Consider the following 19,951-nt stretch of genomic DNA (forward strand, 5'->3'; position numbering starts at 1 on the left):
TCTGCCCAAGGCTCGGCCATCAGTGAAATGGATGTTTCGGGCTGTCGATCGCCTTTATCCCATTCTCCCGCCATAGTTGGCCATAACCGCGCACCAGGAACCCGCCACTGCGCGCCAGCCATTGTTCGCGGCGGGCCTGGTAGGCACGCGGCAAGTCGTACCAGGGCAGGCTCGGCAGGTCGTGGTGCACCAGGTGGAAATTGAGGTTCAGAAACAGCCAGCGCCACGGCCAGGCCGCCTCATTGAGCACCGTGCGCTGTTCGGGTTGTGCATGGGGACGGTGCTCGTAGTAAGAGCGGATCATCGCAATCGACAGCGCGGGCACGCTGATCAGCAACAGGTAATGCCAAACCGGCAACACGCTGTAACGGGCGATGAACAGCAGCATCAACAGGGTCAGCGCACCGTGGCTGAGCCACATCGACCAGGCTTGGCGCTCACCGTTCTTCAGCCGTTGCAGCTCCTCGCGCGCCAGTGCCAGCAAGGCCAGCGGCGCCCCCAACAGGAAGCGCCCGAGCACGGTCTTGTTCAGCCAGTGCAAGCTCCGTTCGAACCATGAACTGCCCTGCCACTGCCCGACACTCAGGTAGCGGCTTTCCGGGTCGATGCCGGGCAGCGTCAGGTCCTCGTCGCGGTGGTGCAGCAGGTGGCTGTCGCGATACAGGGTGTACGGATACCAGACGGCGAACGGCGCATAACCCAGCACCTTGTTCAGCGCGGTCCAGCGGGTCGGGTGGCCGTGCAGTAATTCGTGCTGCACCGACAACCAGAGCACCAGCAGCGGGATCAGCAACAGCGTGCTCCACCCCACCCCCAACCGGGCACTGCCCAGCACCAGGCTGAACCAGCCAACGTACACGCCGATCAGCAGCAGCCAGGTCGGCCACTCGGTACGAGCGGTGAGGCGCTGGCGCAGGGTTTCGATTTCTTCTCGGTGGGCGCTATCGAAGTAATGGGGCATGGCGTTGCTCGGATCAGGGCTTGTCCCTCTCTGTGCAACGACAGCGGAAAATCTTGCAGTTTATTTGTGCCACCTCGCGAGGCCCGTGTTCTCTATAATCCCCCGCCTTGCCCCGCGACAGATCCACGCCATGCCTGACACCCAGTACACCTTGCTCGACGAGCCGTTATGGCCGCTGATGAACAAGTTCTACCGCGCCCACCAGTCGTCGATGAAGGCGGTGCGCGATGCGCGCCTGTGGGTCGCCCGCCGCGAGGAGATCGTCGGTGCGCTGTGCTTGCGACCGGTGGCGGGCGGGTATTGGCTGACAGGGCTGTTCGTCGACCCGGCGTGTCGCGGGCAAGGGGTGGCGGCGGGGTTGATCGACGCGGCGGTGCAGGGCCTGGAGCTGCCGGTGTGGCTGTATTGCCATCCGGATTTGCGCGGGTTTTATGAGGGGTGCGGGTTCAGCTTTGATCCAGAGATGCCTTACGCGATGGTCGAGCGGTTGAGCCGGTATGCGCGTAGCAAGCCGATGATTGCGATGGGGCGTGAGCCGCAGATCTTGCCGTGACCCCCTATTTCTGTAGGAGCGAGCTTGCTCGCGATAGCGGTATGTCAGCCGGCCTCAATTGCGACTGACACACCGCATCGCGAGCAAGCTCGCTCCTACAGGGGAATTGCGGTGAGTCGGTGGTGAATCAATCATCCGCATTCGGATCAAGGTCCGGGAACATCACCTCGGTGAAGCCGAACTTGCTGAAATCGGTGATCCGCGACGGGTAGAGCCGGCCGATCAGGTGATCGCATTCGTGCTGCACCACCCGCGCATGGAAACCTTCGGCGATGCGCACGATCGGCACGCCCTTGGGGTCGACGCCTTCGTAGCGAATGCGCTGATAGCGGTCCACCGCACCGCGCAGGCCCGGCACCGACAGGCAGCCTTCGAAGCCCTCTTCCATCAACGGACTCAACGGCGTGATCAGCGGGTTGATCAGGATGGTCTGCGGCACGGCCTCGGCATTCGGGTAACGCTCGCTGTGCTCGAAACCGAAGATCACCAGTTGCAGGTCGACACCGATCTGCGGGGCCGCCAGCCCTACCCCGCCGACGCTTTCCATGGTCTGGAACATGTCGTCGATCAGTTGCCACAGCTCGGGGCTGTCGAACATCTCGGCGGGCACCGGTGGCGCGATACGCAGCAGGCGCTCGTCGCCCATCTTGAGGATTTCACGGATCATGGGATGGCTTCGTCAGTGTTGGGTTTGATCGAGTGATCCCGACCCAGTCCCGAAACGTGTTGCTTGGGCGTTTCGTCGAGTTCGCCGGGGACTTTTTCGCCGGGGTCCTTGCCTTCGCTGGACATGTGTTCGATCACCGCATTCATCTCCGCGCCCAGCAACAGCACCGCCGAGGAAATGTAGAAGTACAGCAACAGCACGATGATCGCACCGATACTGCCATACATGGCGTTGTAGTTGGCGAAGGTCTTGACGTAGAACGCGAACCCCAGCGACGCGATGATCCACACCACCACCGCCAGCACGGAGCCTGGGGTAATGAAGCGAAACTCCTGGCGCACGTCGGGCATCACGTAATAGGTCAGCGCGACGGCGATCATCATCAGGATCACGATCACCGGCCAACGGGCGATGGTCCAGACCGTGACGATGAAATCCTCAAGGCCGACCTGCGCGGCGATCCAGCCCATCACCTGCGGCCCCAGCACCATCAGCGCGGCGGCCACCAGCAACATGCCGGCGATGCCGACGGTGTAGATGATCGACAGCGGAAAACGCTTCCACAACGGGCGCCCTTCCACCACGTCGTAGGCGGCGTTCATCGCGCTCATCATCAGGCGCACGCCGGCGGACGCGGTGTACAGCGCGATGACGATACCGATCGAGAGCAAGCCACCCTTGGACTGCTGCAACTGGTCGATCACCGGGTTGACCTGCTCCAGGGCCTGGGGGGGCAGCACCAGTTCCGATTGCAGGCGCAGCCAGGAGAAGAAGTCCGGCAGGTGCAGAAAACCGATCAGGGCGATCAGGAACAGAATGAACGGGAACAGCGAAAACAGCATTTGATAGGCCAATGCCGAGGCATAGGTGGACATTTCGTCGTCGACGAATTCCTTGACCGTGCGCACCATCACCCGGTGCAGTGGCAAGCCTTTCATGTCGGGGAAAATCATGAGCGTCTCCTTTCGCCGCAAATCGCTGGAAGTGGTGGCGACTCAGGGGCCGTTTTCTACATCAAATTAGCCTAAATGGCGATTTTGATCTCGTGCAAATAAACGCTGACACAAAAACGGCCATCCGCGGATGGCCGTTTCGTTCGATCATCGAAGACCGCATCAGGCCTTGTCGACGCCTTTTTTCACCGCATCCTTGGCTTTGCCGACCGCCTGCTGCGCTTCGCCTTTCTTTTCCTGCACCACGCCTTCGGCGCGCATTTTGTCGTTGCCGGTGGCCTTGCCGACGCCCTGCTTGACGTTGCCGACGGCTTCGTTGGCCATGCCTTTCACTTTATCGCCAGTGCTGCCCATGGTGTGTCTCCTGTGAACAATTGAACACTTGAGTGCTTACACAAGGATTGACCGGGCGGGTTTGCGCCAAGTTTCATTTATTTTGCCCAAAGACATTTCATCGCAGCGCGCAGGTTGAGCTTTATGTTTGCAGGCATACCCCCGAGAATGCACCACGTACTCAGGCCATGGCGCTGAAGATCCAACCCCGTAGGAATGTTATGAAACTCGATAAAAAGCAGGCCATTGCCCGCAGAAACCAGGAACTTGGCGGTGCCGTGCTGGGCGTCAACAACTGCCACTTCACCGAATTGAACCGCAACCGCAACATCTGGTGGTTCGATATTCCGGTGTCGCGCCTGGCCATTGGTCAGTACGAATGGATTCACCTGCTGATGCACACCCCCGCCACCGACGAACTGCTGCACCTGAAAGTGCCGACGGTGTTCCTGCGCGAGAAGCTCGAAGGGCTGGTGGTACGCAACGAAGGCAAGCGCAAGGCGGCGCTGAGCCTTGAGTTGAGTGCGGACAAGGATTCCTATTTGCAGGACATGCGCCCGAACGGGACCAACGTCAACTTCGCCGCGTTCCGCCAGTAACCCCAAAAACTCGCGAGCAGGCTCGCTCCCACAGGAGAATGCGTAACCCTGTGGGAGCGAGCCTGCTCGCGAGTTTTTCGCTTCAATCAACAAAAAGCCCCGCATCTGCGGGGCGTTTTGTTTTACGCGGTGGCTTTCTTCGCGTTGAGCTTCTTCAGCTCTTCATCGCGCAGTTCGCGGCGCAGGATCTTGCCGACGTTGGTGGTCGGCAAGGCATCGCGGAACTCTACCGAACGCGGGACCTTGTAGCCGGTGACGTTGGCGCGCATGTGCTCCATCACTTGCTCCTTGGTCAGGGTCACGCCTGGTTTGGCAACGATGAAGATCTTGATCGCCTCGCCCGACTTATCGTCCGGCACACCGATGGCCGCGCATTGCAGCACGCCCGGCAGGGTCGCGAGCACGTCTTCCAGCTCATTGGGGTACACGTTGAAACCGGAGACCAGAATCATGTCTTTCTTGCGATCGACAATACGCATGTAGCCATCGGGCTGGATCAGCGCGATGTCGCCGGTTTTCAGCCAGCCTTCGCTGTCGAGCATTTCGTCGGTGGCTTCCTGGCGCTGCCAGTAGCCCTTCATCACCTGCGGACCTTTCACGCACAGTTCGCCGATTTCGCCCAACGGCCGCTCGACGCCAGCATCGTCGATGATTTTGCACAGGGTCGAAGGCACCGGAATGCCGATGGTGCCGATCTGGATGTTCTGGATCGGGTTGACGGTGGCCACCGGGCTGGTCTCGGTCATGCCGTAGCCTTCGCAGATGGCGCAACCGGTGACCGCTTTCCAGCGCTCGGCCGCAGCCAGTTGCAGGGCCATGCCGCCGGACAGGGTGACCTTCAGCGCCGAGAAATCCAGCTTGCGGAAGCCTTCGTTGTTGCACAGGGCCACGAACAGCGTGTTCAGGCCGACGAAGCCGCTGAACTTCCACTTCGACAGTTCCTTGACCATGGCCGGCAGGTCGCGCGGGTTGCTGATCAGGATGTTGTGGTTGCCGATCAGCATCATCGCCATGCAATGAAAGGTGAAGGCGTAGATGTGGTACAGCGGCAGCGGCGTGATCAGGATCTCGCAACCTTCATTGAGGTTGGAGCCCATCAGCGCCTTGCACTGCAGCATGTTTGCTACCAGGTTGCGGTGGGTCAGCATCGCGCCCTTGGCCACGCCGGTGGTGCCACCGGTGTATTGCAGCACCGCCACGTCGCCGCTGGCCGGGTTGGCTTCCGCCACCGGCTGGCCCTGGCCCTTGCTCAGCACGTCATTGAACTTGACGGCCTTGGGCAAGTGGTACGCCGGGACCATCTTCTTCACGTACTTGATGACGCTGTTGATCAGCAGGCGCTTGAGCGGTGGCAGCAGGTCGGCCACTTCGGTGACGATGACGTGCTTGACGCCGGTCTTGGGCACGACGGCCTCGGCCAGGTGCGCCATGTTGGCCAGGCAGACCAGGGCCTTGGCGCCGGAGTCGTTGAACTGGTGTTCCATTTCCCGCGCGGTGTACAGCGGGTTGGTGTTGACCACGATCAGCCCGGCGCGGATAGCACCGAACACGGCGACCGGGTACTGCAGAACGTTGGGCAATTGCACGGCGATTCGATCGCCGGGCTGCAAATCGGTATGCTGTTGCAGATAAGCGGCAAAGGCACCGGACAGCTCGTACAGTTCACCGTAGGTGATTGTCTTGCCCAGGTTGCTGAAAGCCGGCTTGTCGGCGAAGCGTTGGCAGGACTGCTTCAACACTGCCTGAATATTCGGGTACTCGTCCGGATTGATGTCGGCAGCAATCCCGGCAGGGTACTTATCCTTCCAGAAGTCTTCGATCATGGAAGCCCACTCCTCAGCAACGCGAAATTCAATTACCGCATTTTGATGCGATTATTATTGGTGTATGGGTGAGTCCGGGCTTTTTTTGAAGGCCGAGAGGTCACAAAGCGGGCCGAGATTATCAGCTTTGCCAAGGGCCGACTAGGGCCAAACGTGGCCCCTACAGTCACTTTCGTGACTCAAGAATAACAAGCGGTCATTTTAGAGCAAAAATTCTATATGCGGCTGGAGGCCGCGGAAATCGGGGCTTTGTCCTACAAGAATTTCTGTGTGGGTGGCCTTGCGTTCTGCGGTGTTGCTGAAAAAAGCATCGCGAGCAAGCTCGCTCCTACAGGGATGGCGGTGATCCCCTGTAGGAGCGAGCTTGCTCGCGATGGACGTTAACGATGACGCGGGGTGTCTGATGCCCCGCGGTGCCAGGGCCACCATCGCGACGGTTCGACGCCTCGACATGCTCGCTCCTACAGGGGGCCTGTGCTATTCAACGGTTAGGCAATATCCCGCAACTCCCGCCGCAGGATCTTGCCCACCGGCGTCATCGGCAGCGACTCACGCAACACGATGTGCTTGGGCACTTTGTACGCGGTGAAGTTTTCCTTGCAGTAGGTCTTCAGCTCTTCGAGGCTGACCCCAGATTCACGCGCCACCACGAACAGTTTCACCGCTTCGCCTGAACGCTCGTCCGGCACGCCGATGACCGCGCAATTGGCGACTTTCGGGTGGGCCATGACCACGTCTTCGATTTCGTTGGGGTACACGTTGAAACCCGAGACGATGATCATGTCTTTCTTGCGGTCGACGATGCGCACGAAGCCGTCCGGGTCGATCACTCCGATGTCGCCGGACTTGAACCAGCCCTCGGCGTCCAGCACCTCGGCGGTGGCTTCGGGTTTCTGCCAGTAGCCCTTCATGATCTGCGGGCCCTTGATGCACAGTTCGCCACGCTCGCCCAACGGCTGCTCGACGCCCTCATCGTTGATGACTTTCAACGTGGTGCCCGGCACCGGCAGGCCGACGGTGCCGATCCGCGACTTGTCGCCATAGGGGTTGGTGCAGGCCACCGGCGAGGTTTCGGTCAGGCCGTAGCCTTCGGTGATGCGGCAACCGGTCATTTGCTCCCAGCGCTCGGCGGTGGCCTTGACCAGCGCGGTGCCGCCGGAGTTGGTGAGCTTGAGGCTGGAGAAGTCCAGGGTCTTGAAGTCCGGATGGTCCATCAGCGCGACAAACAGCGTGTTGAGCCCCAGCAGGCAGGAGAACCGCCAGTTCTTCAGCTCCTTGATGAAGCCGCCGATGTCCCGTGGGTTGGTGATCAACACGTTGTGGTTGCCGGTCACCATCATGCACATGCAGTTCGCGGTGAAGGCATAGATGTGATACAGCGGCAGCGGCGCGATCATGATTTCCTGGCCTTCGCGCAACAGCGGCTGGCCGTCGCTGCCATATTGCCCGAGGCAGCCGCGCGCCTGCTGCATGTTCGCCACGAGGTTGCCGTGGGTCAGCATCGCACCCTTGGCCAGGCCGGTGGTGCCGCCGGTGTATTGCAACACGGCGATGTCGTCGAGCCCGACGTTCAAAGGCTTGATGCCCTGGCCACGGCCCATGCGCAACGCGCTCTTGAAGGAAATGGCCTGGGGCAAGGAGTAGTCCGGGACCATCTTCTTGACCTTGCGCACCAGCGTGTTGACCAGCCAGCCCTTGGCGGTGGGCATCATGTCGCCCATCTTCGCTTCGATCAGGTATTGCAGGTCGGTGTCGGGCAGCACCTCCTGGACTTTCTGCCCGAACATGTTCAGGTACACCAGTGCCCGGGCACCGGAGTCCTTGAATTGATGGCGCATTTCCCGCGCGGTGTACAACGGGTTGGTGTTGACCACGATCAACCCGGCGCGCATCGCGCCGAACACGGCAATCGGGTATTGCAGGACGTTGGGCATCTGCACCGCGATGCGATCGCCCGGTTGCAAATCAGTTTGAGTTTGCAGGTAACCGGCAAACGCCGCGCTCTGGCGTTCCAGTTCAGCGTAGGTCAGGGTCACGCCCATGTTGCTGAAGGCGGGTCGGTCCGCAAATTTCTTGCAGGAACGCTCGAACACCTCGATCACCGACTTGTACGCACCCTGGTCGATGTCCAGGGGTACGCCGGCCGGGCGTTTGTCATTCCAGAAATCAGGTTGCATTGTTCTTGTCCTCTTTACCTGAACCTATCCGGGGCCGCTTTTGTGTCCTTGCTTTCGTTTCCCTCAAACAGAAAGCAAAAAGCGGAGCTTCACGGACACTAGCAGCTATGGCCAAACAGGCAAATATGGCAACAGGCGACATTGATCGTATGAATCTTGGTGCCATGGTGTGGGCTGATCGGACGCCGGGCGAAGGATGCGCTATACAATGCAACGAGCCCCACGCCAACGAGTCCATACCCGGTACGTGCATGCAAAAGGAATCGCCATGATCCACGACACCTTCTGGCTGACCGCGAGTGACCGCAGCCGCCTGTTCGTCAATCTGTGGCTGCCGGCCACGCCGCCCACGGCCGTGATTCTGCTGGCCCACGGCATGGCCGAACACAGCGGCCGCTATGCCCGCCTGGCGCAAGCCTGTTGCGATCAGGGCTACGGGGTGTATGCCCCGGATCAGCGTGGCCATGGCAAAACCGCGGAACACGGCACCCTCGGCCATTTCGCCGACGACGATGGCTGGTGCAAGGTGGTGGGCGACCTGGCCAGCCTCAACCAGCACATCGGCCAACAGCATCCCGGCGTGCCGATCGTGTTGCTCGGCCACAGCATGGGCAGCTACATCGCCCAGGCCTACCTGCTGCATCACAGTGCCAGCCTGCATGGCGCGGTGCTCAGCGGCTCGAACTTCCAACCGGTGGCCCTGTATCGCGCGGCACGCCAGATCGCCCGCTTCGAACGCCTGCGCCAGGGCGCCACGGGCCGCAGTGCCTTGATCGAGTGGCTGTCGTTCGGCTCGTTCAACAAGAAATTCAAGCCGGTGCGCACGCCGTTCGACTGGCTCAGCCGCGACCCGGCCGAAGTCGACCAGTACGCCGACGACCCGCTGTGCGGCTTTCGCTGCACCAACCAATTGTGGATCGACCTGCTCGGCGGCTTGCAGCAGATCAGCAAAGCGTCCAATCTCGCCCAGATCGATCCGGGTCTGCCGTTGCTGGTGATTGGCGGCGAATGTGATCCGGTGAGTGAAGGCAAGCGTCTGACTGATCTGGCCGATGCGCTGCGCGCCGCCGGCTGCCAGAACCTGCAATTGACGATCTACCCGCAGGCCCGGCACGAACTGTTCAACGAAAGCAATCGCGATGAAGTGACGGCCGATGTCCTGGGCTGGATCGCACAGGCCCTGAGCCATCGACGTCCGCCCAGATCCGAATAGTTTTTCCGTTTTTTTATTTGCTACAGGAATTCAAACCGATGACCCAGGTGACCAACACTCCTTACGAAGCCCTCGAAGTCGGGCAGACCGCCAGCTACAGCAAGACGGTCCAAGAGCGTGACATTCAACTGTTCGCCGCCATGAGCGGTGACCACAACCCGGTGCACCTGGACGCCGAATTCGCCGCCGCCACCATGTTCAAGGAGCGCATCGCCCACGGCATGTTCAGCGGCGCCCTGATCAGCGCGGCGGTGGCCTGCGAATTGCCTGGCCCTGGCACCATCTACATCGGTCAGCAGATGAGCTTCCAGAAGCCGGTGAAGATCGGCGACACCTTGACCGTGCGCCTGGAAATCCTCGAGAAGCTGCCGAAATTCCGCGTGCGCATCGCCACCCGCGTGTTCAACCAGCGCGATGAGCTGGTGGTGGACGGTGAAGCGGAAATCCTCGCACCGCGCAAACAACAGACGGTGACCCTGCCGACGTTGCCAGCGATCAGCATTGGCTGATTGCAAGCAAAAAAAATGTGGGAGCGGGCTTGCTCGCGAAAGCGTCGTGCCAGACACCGATGATGTGACTGACATGCCGCCTTCGCGGGCAAGCCCGCTCCCACAGGGGACTCCCACAGTAGGGAGATGAAGCTACAGCTTACGAGCGAGCACGCGCCTGGTTGCGCAGCGCCTTGACCTGATCGTGATTGCGTTGCACGCCGTGGTACTGGCGTTCAACCAGGTCACGAATGCCCACCAGGTTGTGCTTGTTGATCTTCTCGATCGCCTCGCGATAGGCCTTCAGGGCGTGGTCTTCACCGCGCTCGGCTTCGTTCAGCACGGCTTCTTCATCCTTGCCGGTGAACATCGCTTTGACGTCGACCCAGCGACGGTGCAGGTCTCCGCTGACGCTGGTCGAGGTTTCCGGATCGCCACCCATCGAGCGAACGGCGGCTTGCAGCTCGGAAGCGGCAGCGGCGCAGTCAGCGGAACGCTGGGTGAACAGCGACTTGAGCTCTGGGTGTTTGATGTCTTCAGCGCAGGTCTTGAACCCTTCCTGACCGTCCTTGCTGGTTTCGATCAGGTCGTTGAGTACAGAGATCGCTTCTTTATTCATGTCGGTCATTTTTCAATTCCTCGCGGGTTGATGAAAGTTGCAATAGACATTGCAGTCGACATGCCATCTTTGAATTGATTATTTATTTCTTATTTTTCAATTGGTTATGATTTACAGCGAAATCTGTATCCGCTTTTTTTGCATGATCTGTCATTTGGCCTGCATGCAGAATGCCTGTATTTTCAGGTGACCCAATTGTGACAACTGAACGATGAATCCTGAAAAGCTCGAACTGTTGATTACCCGCGAAATGCCCTTCGGAAAATACAAGGGCCGCATCATCGCCGACCTGCCAGGCCCGTACCTGAACTGGTTCGCCCGTGAAGGTTTTCCCCATGGCGAACTGGGCGGCTTGCTGGCGCTGATGCATGAAGTCGATCACAACGGCCTGGCGGATCTGCTCGAGCCGCTGCGCGTCAAACACGGTAAACCCGCCCCTCGCCATTGAGTCCTCCCCATGCCCGATAACACCCGCCGCGCCCGTGATGAACTGTTCTGGCAAACCTTCGCCGACCGCTACGCCGTCGAGTCCGGGCCGATCAACCTGGAAAACGGTTACTTCGGCCGTATGTCGCGCACGGTGGTCGAGGAATACCAACACAACATCGAGCTGATCAACCGCAGCAACTCGGTGTATGTGCGCCAGCGTTTCGAGAAGAGCGACGGCACGCGGATTCGCGGCAAGCTCGCCGAGCTGATCGACGTGCCGGCGGACAGCGTCGCGTTCACCCGCAATGCGTCGGACGCCCTGCAATCGCTGATTCGCAACTACAACCGCCTGCAACCGGGTGACCAGGTGCTGATCTGTGATCTGGAGTACGACACGGTCAAGGGTGCGATGCGCTGGCTGGCGCGCCATCGGGGCGTCGAAGTGATCGAGATCGAGCATGCGCACCCGGCCAGCTTCGACAGTTTGCTGGGTGCGTATCGAGACGCCTTCGCCCGTTATCCGCGGCTCAAACTGATGGCCCTGACCCACGTTACCCATCGCACCGGACTGGTCATGCCGGTGCAGGCGATTGCCGCGGCCGCCCGCGAACAGGGGGTCGATGTGATCCTCGACGGCGCGCACGCACTGGGGCAGATCGACTTCAACCTGGCAGAGCTGGGCATCGAGTTCGCCGGCTTCAACCTGCACAAGTGGCTCGGTGCGCCGCTGACCCTGGGCTTCCTCTACATTGCCCCGCACCGCCTGGCCGACATCGACCCGGACATGGGCGAGATGCATTTCCCGGTCACCGACATTCTCGGCCGCACGCCCTACAGCACCCCCAACATCCCGGCGCTGCTGACCCTGCCGCTGGTGTTCGAGGAACATCAGGCCATGGGCGGCGCGGCGGCCAAAGGCACACGGCTCAACTACCTGCGCAATCTGTGGGTTCGCGCAGCACGGGAACTGTCGGGCATCGAAGTGCTGACGCCGGATGATCCACGACTGTATTGCGGCATCACTTCGCTACGCTTTACCGCGCAGGCGGATCAGCAGGTGATGGTGCAAAGGCTGCTAGAGGAATACAACCTGTTCACCGTGGTGCGCAGCGGCGCGGCGTGTGGGCCATGCATCCGCATTACGCCGGGGCTGACCACCACGGCGGAGCATATGAAGCAGTTGGTGAGGGCGTTGAAAGATCTGAGTTGATGCTCAATCGCACTGATTCTGTGGGAGCGAGCCTGCTCGCGATAATCGTCAGCGATAATGCGGGATACCTGATACCCCGCGGTGTTTTTGATATTTATCGCGAGCAGGCTCGCTCCCACAGTTGTCATTTTTCGGGCAAAAAAAAGGTGCGCCGACCAAGCGCACCGAAAAGCCGTAGAACACACAACGAAGTGTCGGGATGAATCAGTCCAGCAGCGCCAACGCCTCGGCGGTGCATTCCTGAATGCGGGCCCAGTCGCCGTTCTTGATCCACTCAGGGTCAAGCATCCAGCTACCGCCCACGCACATGACGTTTTTCAATGCCATGTAGCTCTTGATGTTGGCCGGACCTACGCCGCCGGTCGGGCAGAACTTCACTTCGCCGAACGGGCCGCCCAGGGCCTTGATGGCTGCTACGCCGCCGCTGACTTCCGCCGGGAACAGTTTGAAGCGGCGATAACCCAGGCCATAACCTTCCATGATGCCCGAGGCATTGCTGATGCCTGGCAGCAGCGGGATCGGGCTGGCGACGCTGGCTTCGAGCAGATCGCGGGTGATGCCCGGGGTGACGATGAATTGCGAACCAGCAGCTTCCGCAGCGGCCAGCATCTGGCGGTCGAGCACGGTGCCGGCACCGGTGACCAGTTCCGGACGCTGCTCGCGCAGGATCTGGATCGCCTTGAGGCCGAACTGCGAACGCAGGGTCACTTCCAGGGCGGTCAGGCCACCGGCGGCCAGGGCATCGGCCAGCGGCAGGACGTCCTGTTCGCGGGCAATGGTGATCACCGGCAGGATCCGCGCCTTGGCGGCGAGGCTGTCGATCAGGGCAACTTTATCCGCCATGGAAACGGTCGGGGATGGGTTTGTCATAGCGGCTGTTCCTTGGCTCATGGGCACCAGTAAATCTCTAACGTGGGTTGCAGAAACGCGCGAATCGGCAATGCGGCGACATCGTCACCGGCCAGTGCGGTATCGAGGGTAGTCAGCTTGGACTGACCGGAAATCGACAGAATCTTGTGCTTGGCGCTGGCCAGCAGCGCGCGGCTCATGGTCAGGCGCTGACGTGGCACGGTGGGCGCCATCATCGGGTAGCAACGACGGGTGCCATCGGCCTTCAGGGCTTCGGCCAGGTTCGGGCTGCCGGGGAACAGCGAGGCGGTGTGGCCGTCGTCACCCATACCCAGCACCAGCACGTCGATCACCGGCAGCTCCGAGAGCAGGCGATCGGCATGCTCGGCCGCCTGTTCCAGGTTGGCCGCCGCGCTGTACAGGCTGAGGAACTGTGCCTTGGCCGCCGGGCCCTGCAGCAGGTATTTCTTGAGCAGGCCGGCATTGCTGTCGGCGTGCTCCACCGGCACCCAGCGCTCGTCGGCCAGGCTCACGACCACGTTGGACCAGTCCAGCGCCTGCTTGGCCAGGTGCTGGAAGAACGCCACCGGGCTGCGGCCACCGGACACCACCAGGGTCGCGGTGCCCTGGGCGTCGATGGCGGCGCTCAATTGCTTGGCCACGTTCAGCGCCAGGCTCTCGGCCAGCAGCACCGGGCTCTTGAACCCATGGGCGTTGACGCCCTGGGGCAGTTTCAAATCAGATATCGCCATACCACGACCTCCCGTCCCGCGTGATCAGTGCAATGGAGCTCATCGGCCCCCACGACCCCGCCGCGTACGGCTTGGGCGCATCGCCGGACTTCTTCCACCCGGCGATCAACTGGTCACACCACTTCCACGCGGCTTCGATTTCATCTTTACGGACAAACAGGTTCTGATTGCCGCGCATCACTTCCAGCAACAACCGCTCGTAGGCATCGGGGATCCGTGCGCTGCGCCAGGTGTCGGAAAAATTCAATTGCAGCGGGCCGCTGCGCAGTTGCATGCCCTTGTCCAGGCCCTGGTCCTTGGTCATCACCCGCAGCGAAATGCCTTCGTCCGGTTGCAGGCGAATAATCAGCTTGTTGCTGATTTGCAGGCGCTGCTCCGGGGCGAAGATGTAGTGCGACGGTTCCTTGAAGTGGATGACGATCTGCGACAGCTTCTGCGGCATGCGCTTGCCGGTGCGCAGGTAGAACGGCACGCCGGCCCAGCGCCAGTTGCGGATGTCGGCACGCAGTGCGACGAAGGTTTCGGTGTCGCTCTGGGTGTTGGAGTTCGGCTCTTCGAGGTAGCCCGGCACTGGCTTGCCTTCGCTGTAGCCGGCGATGTACTGGCCACGCACCACCTGGGTGGTCAGGCCTTCCGGGCTGATCGGCGCCAGGGCCTTGAGCACCTTGACCTTCTCGTCGCGGATGCTGTCGGCGGACAGGTCGGCCGGCGGGTCCATGGCGATCAGGCAGAGCAGTTGCAGCAGGTGATTCTGGATCATGTCCCGCAGCTGGCCGGCCTTGTCGAAGTAACCCCAGCGACCTTCGATCCCGACTTTCTCGGCCACGGTGATTTCCACGTGGGAGATGTAGTTCTGGTTCCACTGGGTTTCGAACAGGCTGTTGGCGAACCGCAGGGCGATCAGGTTCTGCACGGTCTCCTTGCCCAGGTAGTGGTCGATGCGGTACGTGCGATTCTCGGGGAAGTACTGCGCGACGGCGTCGTTGACCTTGCGCGAGGACTCCAGGTCAGAGCCGATCGGTTTCTCCAGCACCACGCGGGTGTTGTCCGCCAGGCCGACTTTCGCCAGGTTCTCGCAGATCGCCCCGTAGACGGCCGCCGGCGTGGCGAAGTAGGCGATCAGGCGCTGGACGCTGCCGGCCGATTCGGCCAGGGCCACATAGTCTTCAGGCTTGAGGAAATCGACATGCAGGTAGCTCAGGCGCGCGAGGAAGCGCTCGACCACCGCTTCGTCCAGCTCCTTGGCACCGACGTAGCGGCGCAGCTCGGAGGCGATGAACGCCAGGTGCTCCTGCTCGCTGCCCACTTCACGGGCCAGCGCGATGATCCGCGTGTCCTCGTGCAGCAGGCCCGCGCCATCAAGTTGATACAGGGCAGGAAACAGCTTGCGCAGGGCCAGGTCGCCCAAGGCGCCGAACAAGGCGAAAGTGCACGGTTCAACCGTAATCGAGAGCATGATGTTTGTTCTTTTATCAAGTTAAGCTACAAATACCTTTTTTCAAGGCATCACTCAAGGGAAAATGTAGTAATAACCACAACATTTTCGCAAAATGCAGATTCCGAGTGGTGGTCAATCGGAGCCATCAGTAGGATAGGCCACCGTGACGGGCCTCATCAAAGGCCCATTTTGCATAGCCGCGCGCCTATTCGGCGCAGGTGTAAAGGATACTTATATGGACCGCGTGCGAAATTTACTGGAGCAGATCCAGAATCGCCTCGAAGAGCTGAACAAGGCCGAGCGCAAAGTCGCCGAGGTGATCCTGCAGAACCCACAGCAGGCTACCCGGTTCAGCATCGCCGCCCTCGCCCAGGCCGCCTCGGTCAGTGAGCCGACGGTCAATCGCTTCTGCCGCTCGTTCGGCGTCAGCGGCTATCCCGAGCTCAAGCTGCAACTGGCCCAGAGCCTGGCCAGCGGCGCCGCGTACGTCAGCCGTGCGGTGGAAGCCGACGACAACCCGGAAGCCTATACCAAGAAGATTTTCGGCAGTGCCATCGCCTCCCTCGACAGCGCCCTGCAAGCCCTCGATCCGAGCCTGATCAGCCGCGCCGTCGACCTGTTGATCCAGGCCCGGCAGATCCACTTCTTTGGCCTGGGTGCCTCGGCGCCGGTGGCGCTGGACGCGCAGCACAAGTTCTTTCGCTTCAACCTGGCCGTGACCGCCCACGCCGACGTGCTGATGCAACGCATGATCGCCTCGGTGGCGCACACCGGCGAGCTGTTCGTGATCATCTCCTACACCGGACGCACCCGCGAACTGGTGGAAGTGGCGCGCATCGCCCGGGAAAACGGCGCCTCGGTGCTGGGCCTGACGGCCGAGAACTCACCGCTGGCCAAGGCCAGCACCCTGAGCCTGAACATTCCGCTGCCGGAAGACACCGACATCTACATGCCGATGACCTCGCGGATCATCCAACTGACCGTGCTCGATGTGCTGGCCACCGGCATGACCTTGCGCCGTGGCGTGGATTTCCAGCCGCATTTGCGCAAGATCAAGGAGAGCCTGAATGCGAGCCGGTATCCGGTGGGGGATGAGTTCAACTGAGGTCAGGTTTTTTATTGCCTGATCTGGCCTCATCGCGAGCAAGCTCGCTCCTACAGTTTGGAATGCATCCACCTGTAGGAGCGAGCTTGCTCGCGATAGGGCCAGCAGCCCCACCGAAGATTGCAGCCTAAGCCCCCACCCGCGCCTGCAAACTCAAATGCGCCCTCTCCCCCGGCTTCAGGCACACACTGTCCGTGCCACCGCTGGCCGCCTCGACACAGACAAACTCCGACACCTCATCCCAGCTCACCCCCAGCAGCGGGCGCGAGCCCGGATGCCAGACCACCGTGTCGGCCGTCTCGCCGGTGTCGATGCATAACGCGCGCTGCCAGGCATGGTCCTTGAGCTGCAATTCGCCTTCGTGCTGGAACACCCGCTGGCAGCCGCCATCCACTCGCAACTCGCCTTCCTGCTGGCAAACCTGGCGGTTGAGCTGGTCGTAACCCTGCGCACCTTCGAGCCCAGACAGCGCTACCTCACCGACGTCACCAATACGCCAATAGGCGTGCAAAGCCTGGCTCAACTGGCACGGCAGGCTGTCCTGATGCTCGGTGCTCAGGCGCAAATCCATGCGTTCGCCCAGGTGGGCATGCAGGTCCACCTGCCAGTCGCACAGCTCCAGGCGCCAGTGCAGACGCACGCCTTCGTCGTCGTGGCTGCTGTCGAGCAGTTTCCAGTCGAGCAATCGAGCCCAGCCATGGGACGGCCAGGCGTTTTCACTCGGATGCCGGCCATACCAGGGCCAGCACACCGGCACGCCGCCGCGAATGGCACCCACGTGTGGCCAGCGCGCCGCACACCACAGCCAGGGCTTTTGCCCACGGGGCTGGAAGTGCAGCAATTGCGCGCCCTGCCGGCTGAACACCGCCTGGCATAGCGGGTGGTCGATCACCAGCACATCGCGCTTCTGATAGCGCTCCCACGCAAACACGGGACGTGCGCGCAAGGATTTGAAGAAGCGTTGTAGCGGATGCTCATGCATGTTGTGCCACGGTCCTGAATGTCATCTTCACCTGGGTGCGCCACCCTCCAAAAAAAAGCGGACAGCCTGGGCCGTCCGCAAAAATGCGCACATAGAGAGGAGCTTATCGCAACAGCGTTAGAACACCGACTGAATTTTCAGACCGGCGACCAGCGCGTTGTCGACTTCATCCACACCACCTGGGTGAGTAATGTATTGCAGGTTCGGACGCACGGTGAGCCAGTTGGTCACGTGGAAACCATAGTTGATTTCGTAGTTGTACTCGGTCTCGCGCAGTGGCGAGAACAGTGGGTCCTGGTAGTCGGCCACGCCATTGGCGGCGTTGGTCAGCTCGGCGTTTTTCTTCACGTCATCGTTGACATGGATACGGGCGAAACCGATACCGACGTCATCTTTTGGACGTGCATCGAACGGGCCCTTGTACACCAGCATCAGCGACTGATAGTTGTCGACGATGTTGGTGTCCTTGTCGTGGAAGGTCGCGTTGGCGGACAGGGTCAGGCCACGGGACGCATCGCCGTTGTGGCTGGTGAGCTGTTGCTGCGCGACGAACCAGTAGCCGTGCTTGCTGCTGTGACTGCGGTAGGCGTTGCCACTGGTGGCTGCGTCATCGCCATTGATGTCTTCGCGCACGTCATTGGCATCGGCCGTGCTCTTGTAGTAACCGACACGGTACTCGCCCGGCAGGTTGTTCGGGTTAGGCAGCCAGACCAGTTCCACCGGCAGGACGGTACCCTTGGTGCCACTGCCGCTGAGCTTGAAGCCGTTGCCGTGTTCCAGCTGCGACGGGTTCTGGTTGTACGCACCGATCTGCGCATAGAACTCCGGCGAGATGTTGTACTTGACGCGAATCGCCGCCTGGCTGACGGGCCAGTTGTACCAGATGTTGGTCGCCCAGTTACCCACCTGGGAGCCGCAGAACGCCAGGTTCTGGAATTCGCACGGGAAGGTGTTGAAGTCTTCGCCTTCGCCGAAGTAACCGGCCTTGACGTCCAGCTTGCCGTCGAAGAACTGGTGCTTGATCCACAGTTGAGTCAGGCGAACCATGTGGCCACGGCCGTAGACTTCCTGGGAGGAGCTGAGGGTGCCGGCGCGCGGGTCGCCGATACGGTCGTTGGAAATGTTTTCGCCGTTACGGTTGGTCAGCTGGATCTTGGCCTGGGTGTTGTCCCAGCCCAACAGTTTTTGCAGGTCCAGCGCCGCGCCCAGGCCGAACTGGTCGGAGTAACGTGCGGTCTTGTCGTTGTTGTAGCCACCGTGCAGGTTGCCGCCCACTTCACCGACGTAGTCCATTTTGATGTCGATCCCCTGCTCGATCAGCCGGGTCCGCTCACCACCCCAGTCACCGGTCATCCATTCGGAATCGGCGGCGAACGCGTCAGCCGCCTGGACACTACCGGCCAGCATCATTGCCGCGACTGCCGATAACTGGCAGATCAACTGGGCGTTTTTGTTCTTCTTCATCCCTACATTCCTCGTTTTATTGTTATTAACTTTGTTTAACGCGGTTACAACGGTTTAGGCAGGCCCCACGATTTCCCTGTGGGAGCGGGCTTGCTCGCGATGTCCTTGCAGCTACATCGATGTCGACTGACACTCCATCGCGAGCAGGCTCGCTCCCACAGTTTTCTTTGATCTTCAGCGGCCCTTGAACTGAGTGACGTTGGCGGTCCGGGTATCGGTATGTGGCACCCCCGCCACCCCCAAACGCTCCCCGCTCTTGGCGTCGAACAGCAGCACCTTCGACGGATCGAATTGCAGGGTCAGGGTCTCGCCCACCTGCGGTGCCACGTCCGGGGCCAGGCGGCAGCAGACTTTGGTGTCGTTGAGATTGACGAACACCAGGGTGTCGGGCCCGGTCGGCTCGGTGACCTGTACTTCGGCGCGAATGGTCGGCAGACCGTTGCTGTCGCTGGCGGCCAGGGCGATCTGTTCCGGGCGGATGCCGAGGATCACTTCGCGGTCTTCGAGGCCGGCGTCCTGCATGCCCAGCGGCAGTTCGCAGCGGGCCTGGCCGCTGTCGAGCAGGGCCAGCAGGAGACCGTCCTTGCGCTGCAAACGCAGGGGAATGAAGTTCATCGGTGGCGAACCGATGAAGCTCGCCACGAACAGGTTGGCCGGGTTGTTGTAGATGTCCTTGGGCGTGCCGAACTGCTGGATGATGCCGTCCTTCATCACCGCCACCTTGTCACCCAGGGTCATCGCTTCGATCTGGTCGTGGGTCACGTAGACGGTGGTGGTCTTGAGGCGCTGGTGCATCAGTTTCATTTCGGTGCGCATCTCGACCCGCAGCTTTGCGTCGAGGTTGGACAGCGGTTCGTCGAACAGGTAGATCTTCGGCCGCCGTGCCAGAGCGCGGCCCATCGCCACCCGCTGTTGCTGGCCGCCGGAGAGCTGGCCAGGCTTGCGGCCCAGCAAGTGTTCGATCTGCAACAGCTTGGCGACGCGGGCGACTTCCTCGTCGATCTCGGCGGTCGGCATCTTGCGAATCTTCAGGCCGAAAGCGATGTTGTCGCGCACGCTCATGGTCGGGTACAGCGCGTAGGACTGGAACACCATGGCGATGTCGCGATCCTTGGGGCTCATGCCGCTGATGTCGGCGTCGTCCACCAGGATCGCGCCGCCGCTGATGGTTTCCAGGCCGGCGATGCAGTTCATCAGCGTGGATTTACCGCAACCCGACGGGCCGACCAGGATCAGGAATTCCCCGTCGTTGATCTTCAGCTCGATGTTTTTCAGGGTGTCCGGCAAACCGGCGCCGTAGGTCTTGTTGACGTTGCGTAATTCGAGAGTTGCCATG

General features: G+C 61.1%; 20 protein-coding genes. 7 read left to right on the plus strand and 13 right to left on the minus strand.

Translation table 11 applies throughout. The features are described 5' to 3' along the window. Positions 1-19: 19 nt before the first annotated feature. Positions 20-961, minus strand: a complete 942-nt coding sequence (locus ABVN20_RS07125) for a fatty acid desaturase (protein WP_368554842.1) — start codon at positions 959-961, stop codon at positions 20-22. A gap of 130 nt (positions 962-1,091) precedes the next feature. Between ABVN20_RS07125 and ABVN20_RS07130 the strand changes: the two genes are divergently transcribed. Further along, a complete protein-coding gene (locus tag ABVN20_RS07130; RefSeq protein ID WP_368554844.1) occupies positions 1,092-1,514 on the plus strand; it encodes a GNAT family N-acetyltransferase in 423 nt (140 codons plus the stop codon). Positions 1,515-1,641: 127 nt separating this feature from the next. Here ABVN20_RS07130 and def read toward each other — a convergent pair whose 3' ends face one another. The 3 genes from def to ABVN20_RS07145 form a co-directional block, all read right to left on the minus strand. Further along, positions 1,642-2,181: a peptide deformylase gene (gene def / locus ABVN20_RS07135; RefSeq protein WP_368554845.1), complete on the minus strand. Its 540-nt coding sequence runs from the start codon at positions 2,179-2,181 to the stop codon at positions 1,642-1,644. Continuing rightward, positions 2,178-3,134, minus strand: a complete 957-nt coding sequence (locus ABVN20_RS07140; protein WP_368554847.1) for a YihY/virulence factor BrkB family protein — start codon at positions 3,132-3,134, stop codon at positions 2,178-2,180. Before ABVN20_RS07140 ends, def begins: the two co-directional genes overlap by 4 nt. A 162-nt stretch (positions 3,135-3,296) precedes the next feature. Next, on the minus strand, positions 3,297-3,488 hold the full coding sequence (locus tag ABVN20_RS07145) for a CsbD family protein (RefSeq protein ID WP_075945392.1): 192 nt from the start codon (positions 3,486-3,488) through the stop codon (positions 3,297-3,299). Positions 3,489-3,688: 200 nt separating this feature from the next. On the opposite strand from ABVN20_RS07145, the gene ABVN20_RS07150 reads away from it, so the two are divergent. Next, positions 3,689-4,066 carry a hypothetical protein gene (locus ABVN20_RS07150; RefSeq protein WP_368554848.1) on the plus strand — a complete coding sequence of 126 codons (378 nt, stop codon included), beginning with the start codon at positions 3,689-3,691 and terminating at the stop codon, positions 4,064-4,066. A gap of 122 nt (positions 4,067-4,188) precedes the next feature. Here ABVN20_RS07150 and fadD1 read toward each other — a convergent pair whose 3' ends face one another. Together fadD1 and fadD2 are read right to left on the minus strand one after the other, a co-directional pair. After that, positions 4,189-5,889 (minus strand): long-chain-fatty-acid--CoA ligase FadD1, encoded by a 1,701-nt coding sequence (gene fadD1 / locus ABVN20_RS07155; protein WP_368554850.1) that lies wholly within the window; start codon positions 5,887-5,889, stop codon positions 4,189-4,191. Positions 5,890-6,377: 488 nt separating this feature from the next. Then, the gene (fadD2, locus tag ABVN20_RS07160; RefSeq protein ID WP_368554851.1) at positions 6,378-8,066 is read right to left on the minus strand and encodes a long-chain-fatty-acid--CoA ligase FadD2; all 1,689 of its coding nucleotides are present in this window, start codon (positions 8,064-8,066) and stop codon (positions 6,378-6,380) included. Between the two features lie 268 nt (positions 8,067-8,334). Between fadD2 and ABVN20_RS07165 the strand changes: the two genes are divergently transcribed. Both ABVN20_RS07165 and ABVN20_RS07170 read left to right on the plus strand, forming a co-directional pair. Beyond that, positions 8,335-9,279: a lysophospholipase gene (locus tag ABVN20_RS07165; RefSeq protein ID WP_368554853.1), complete on the plus strand. Its 945-nt coding sequence runs from the start codon at positions 8,335-8,337 to the stop codon at positions 9,277-9,279. A 38-nt stretch (positions 9,280-9,317) separates the two neighbouring features. Next, the gene (locus tag ABVN20_RS07170; protein WP_368554854.1) at positions 9,318-9,788 is read left to right on the plus strand and encodes a MaoC family dehydratase; all 471 of its coding nucleotides are present in this window, start codon (positions 9,318-9,320) and stop codon (positions 9,786-9,788) included. A 139-nt stretch (positions 9,789-9,927) separates the two neighbouring features. Here the strand turns inward: ABVN20_RS07170 and ABVN20_RS07175 are convergent, their stop codons facing one another. Then, complete coding sequence (locus ABVN20_RS07175) at positions 9,928-10,395, minus strand: PA2169 family four-helix-bundle protein (RefSeq protein ID WP_368554856.1); 468 nt, start codon at positions 10,393-10,395, stop codon at positions 9,928-9,930. 202 nt (positions 10,396-10,597) lie between these two features. On the opposite strand from ABVN20_RS07175, the gene ABVN20_RS07180 reads away from it, so the two are divergent. Continuing rightward, a complete protein-coding gene (locus ABVN20_RS07180; RefSeq protein ID WP_368554857.1) occupies positions 10,598-10,834 on the plus strand; it encodes a DUF3820 family protein in 237 nt (78 codons plus the stop codon). Positions 10,835-10,843: 9 nt separating this feature from the next. Beyond that, complete coding sequence (locus tag ABVN20_RS07185; RefSeq protein WP_368554859.1) at positions 10,844-12,025, plus strand: aminotransferase class V-fold PLP-dependent enzyme; 1,182 nt, start codon at positions 10,844-10,846, stop codon at positions 12,023-12,025. A 204-nt stretch (positions 12,026-12,229) separates the two neighbouring features. On the opposite strand, the gene ABVN20_RS07190 is transcribed toward ABVN20_RS07185, so the two are convergent. The 3 genes from ABVN20_RS07190 to zwf are packed head-to-tail and all read right to left on the minus strand — an operon-like array spanning position 12,230 to position 15,082. After that, positions 12,230-12,895: a bifunctional 4-hydroxy-2-oxoglutarate aldolase/2-dehydro-3-deoxy-phosphogluconate aldolase gene (locus ABVN20_RS07190; RefSeq protein WP_368554860.1), complete on the minus strand. Its 666-nt coding sequence runs from the start codon at positions 12,893-12,895 to the stop codon at positions 12,230-12,232. A 17-nt stretch (positions 12,896-12,912) separates the two neighbouring features. Beyond that, positions 12,913-13,626 carry a 6-phosphogluconolactonase gene (gene pgl, locus ABVN20_RS07195; protein ID WP_368554861.1) on the minus strand — a complete coding sequence of 238 codons (714 nt, stop codon included), beginning with the start codon at positions 13,624-13,626 and terminating at the stop codon, positions 12,913-12,915. After that, on the minus strand, positions 13,613-15,082 hold the full coding sequence (zwf, locus tag ABVN20_RS07200) for a glucose-6-phosphate dehydrogenase (protein ID WP_368554862.1): 1,470 nt from the start codon (positions 15,080-15,082) through the stop codon (positions 13,613-13,615). The genes pgl and zwf overlap by 14 nt, the downstream gene beginning before the upstream one ends. Before the next feature lie 226 nt (positions 15,083-15,308). Here zwf and ABVN20_RS07205 point away from each other — a divergent pair, with 226 nt between their 5' ends. Then, positions 15,309-16,169 carry a MurR/RpiR family transcriptional regulator gene (locus tag ABVN20_RS07205; RefSeq protein ID WP_368557677.1) on the plus strand — a complete coding sequence of 287 codons (861 nt, stop codon included), beginning with the start codon at positions 15,309-15,311 and terminating at the stop codon, positions 16,167-16,169. 127 nt (positions 16,170-16,296) lie between these two features. Here ABVN20_RS07205 and ABVN20_RS07210 read toward each other — a convergent pair whose 3' ends face one another. The 3 genes from ABVN20_RS07210 to ABVN20_RS07220 form a co-directional block, all read right to left on the minus strand. Continuing rightward, positions 16,297-17,151 (minus strand): D-hexose-6-phosphate mutarotase, encoded by an 855-nt coding sequence (locus ABVN20_RS07210; RefSeq protein ID WP_368554863.1) that lies wholly within the window; start codon positions 17,149-17,151, stop codon positions 16,297-16,299. 117 nt (positions 17,152-17,268) lie between these two features. Further along, positions 17,269-18,615, minus strand: coding sequence for a carbohydrate porin (locus ABVN20_RS07215; RefSeq protein WP_368554864.1), 1,347 nt, complete (start codon positions 18,613-18,615; stop codon positions 17,269-17,271). Positions 18,616-18,789: 174 nt separating this feature from the next. Further along, positions 18,790-19,950 carry an ABC transporter ATP-binding protein gene (locus ABVN20_RS07220; protein WP_368554865.1) on the minus strand — a complete coding sequence of 387 codons (1,161 nt, stop codon included), beginning with the start codon at positions 19,948-19,950 and terminating at the stop codon, positions 18,790-18,792. Position 19,951: the final 1 nt, after the last annotated feature.

This window comes from Pseudomonas sp. MYb118, assembly GCF_040947875.1.
Taxonomy (GTDB): Bacteria; Pseudomonadota; Gammaproteobacteria; order Pseudomonadales; family Pseudomonadaceae; genus Aquipseudomonas.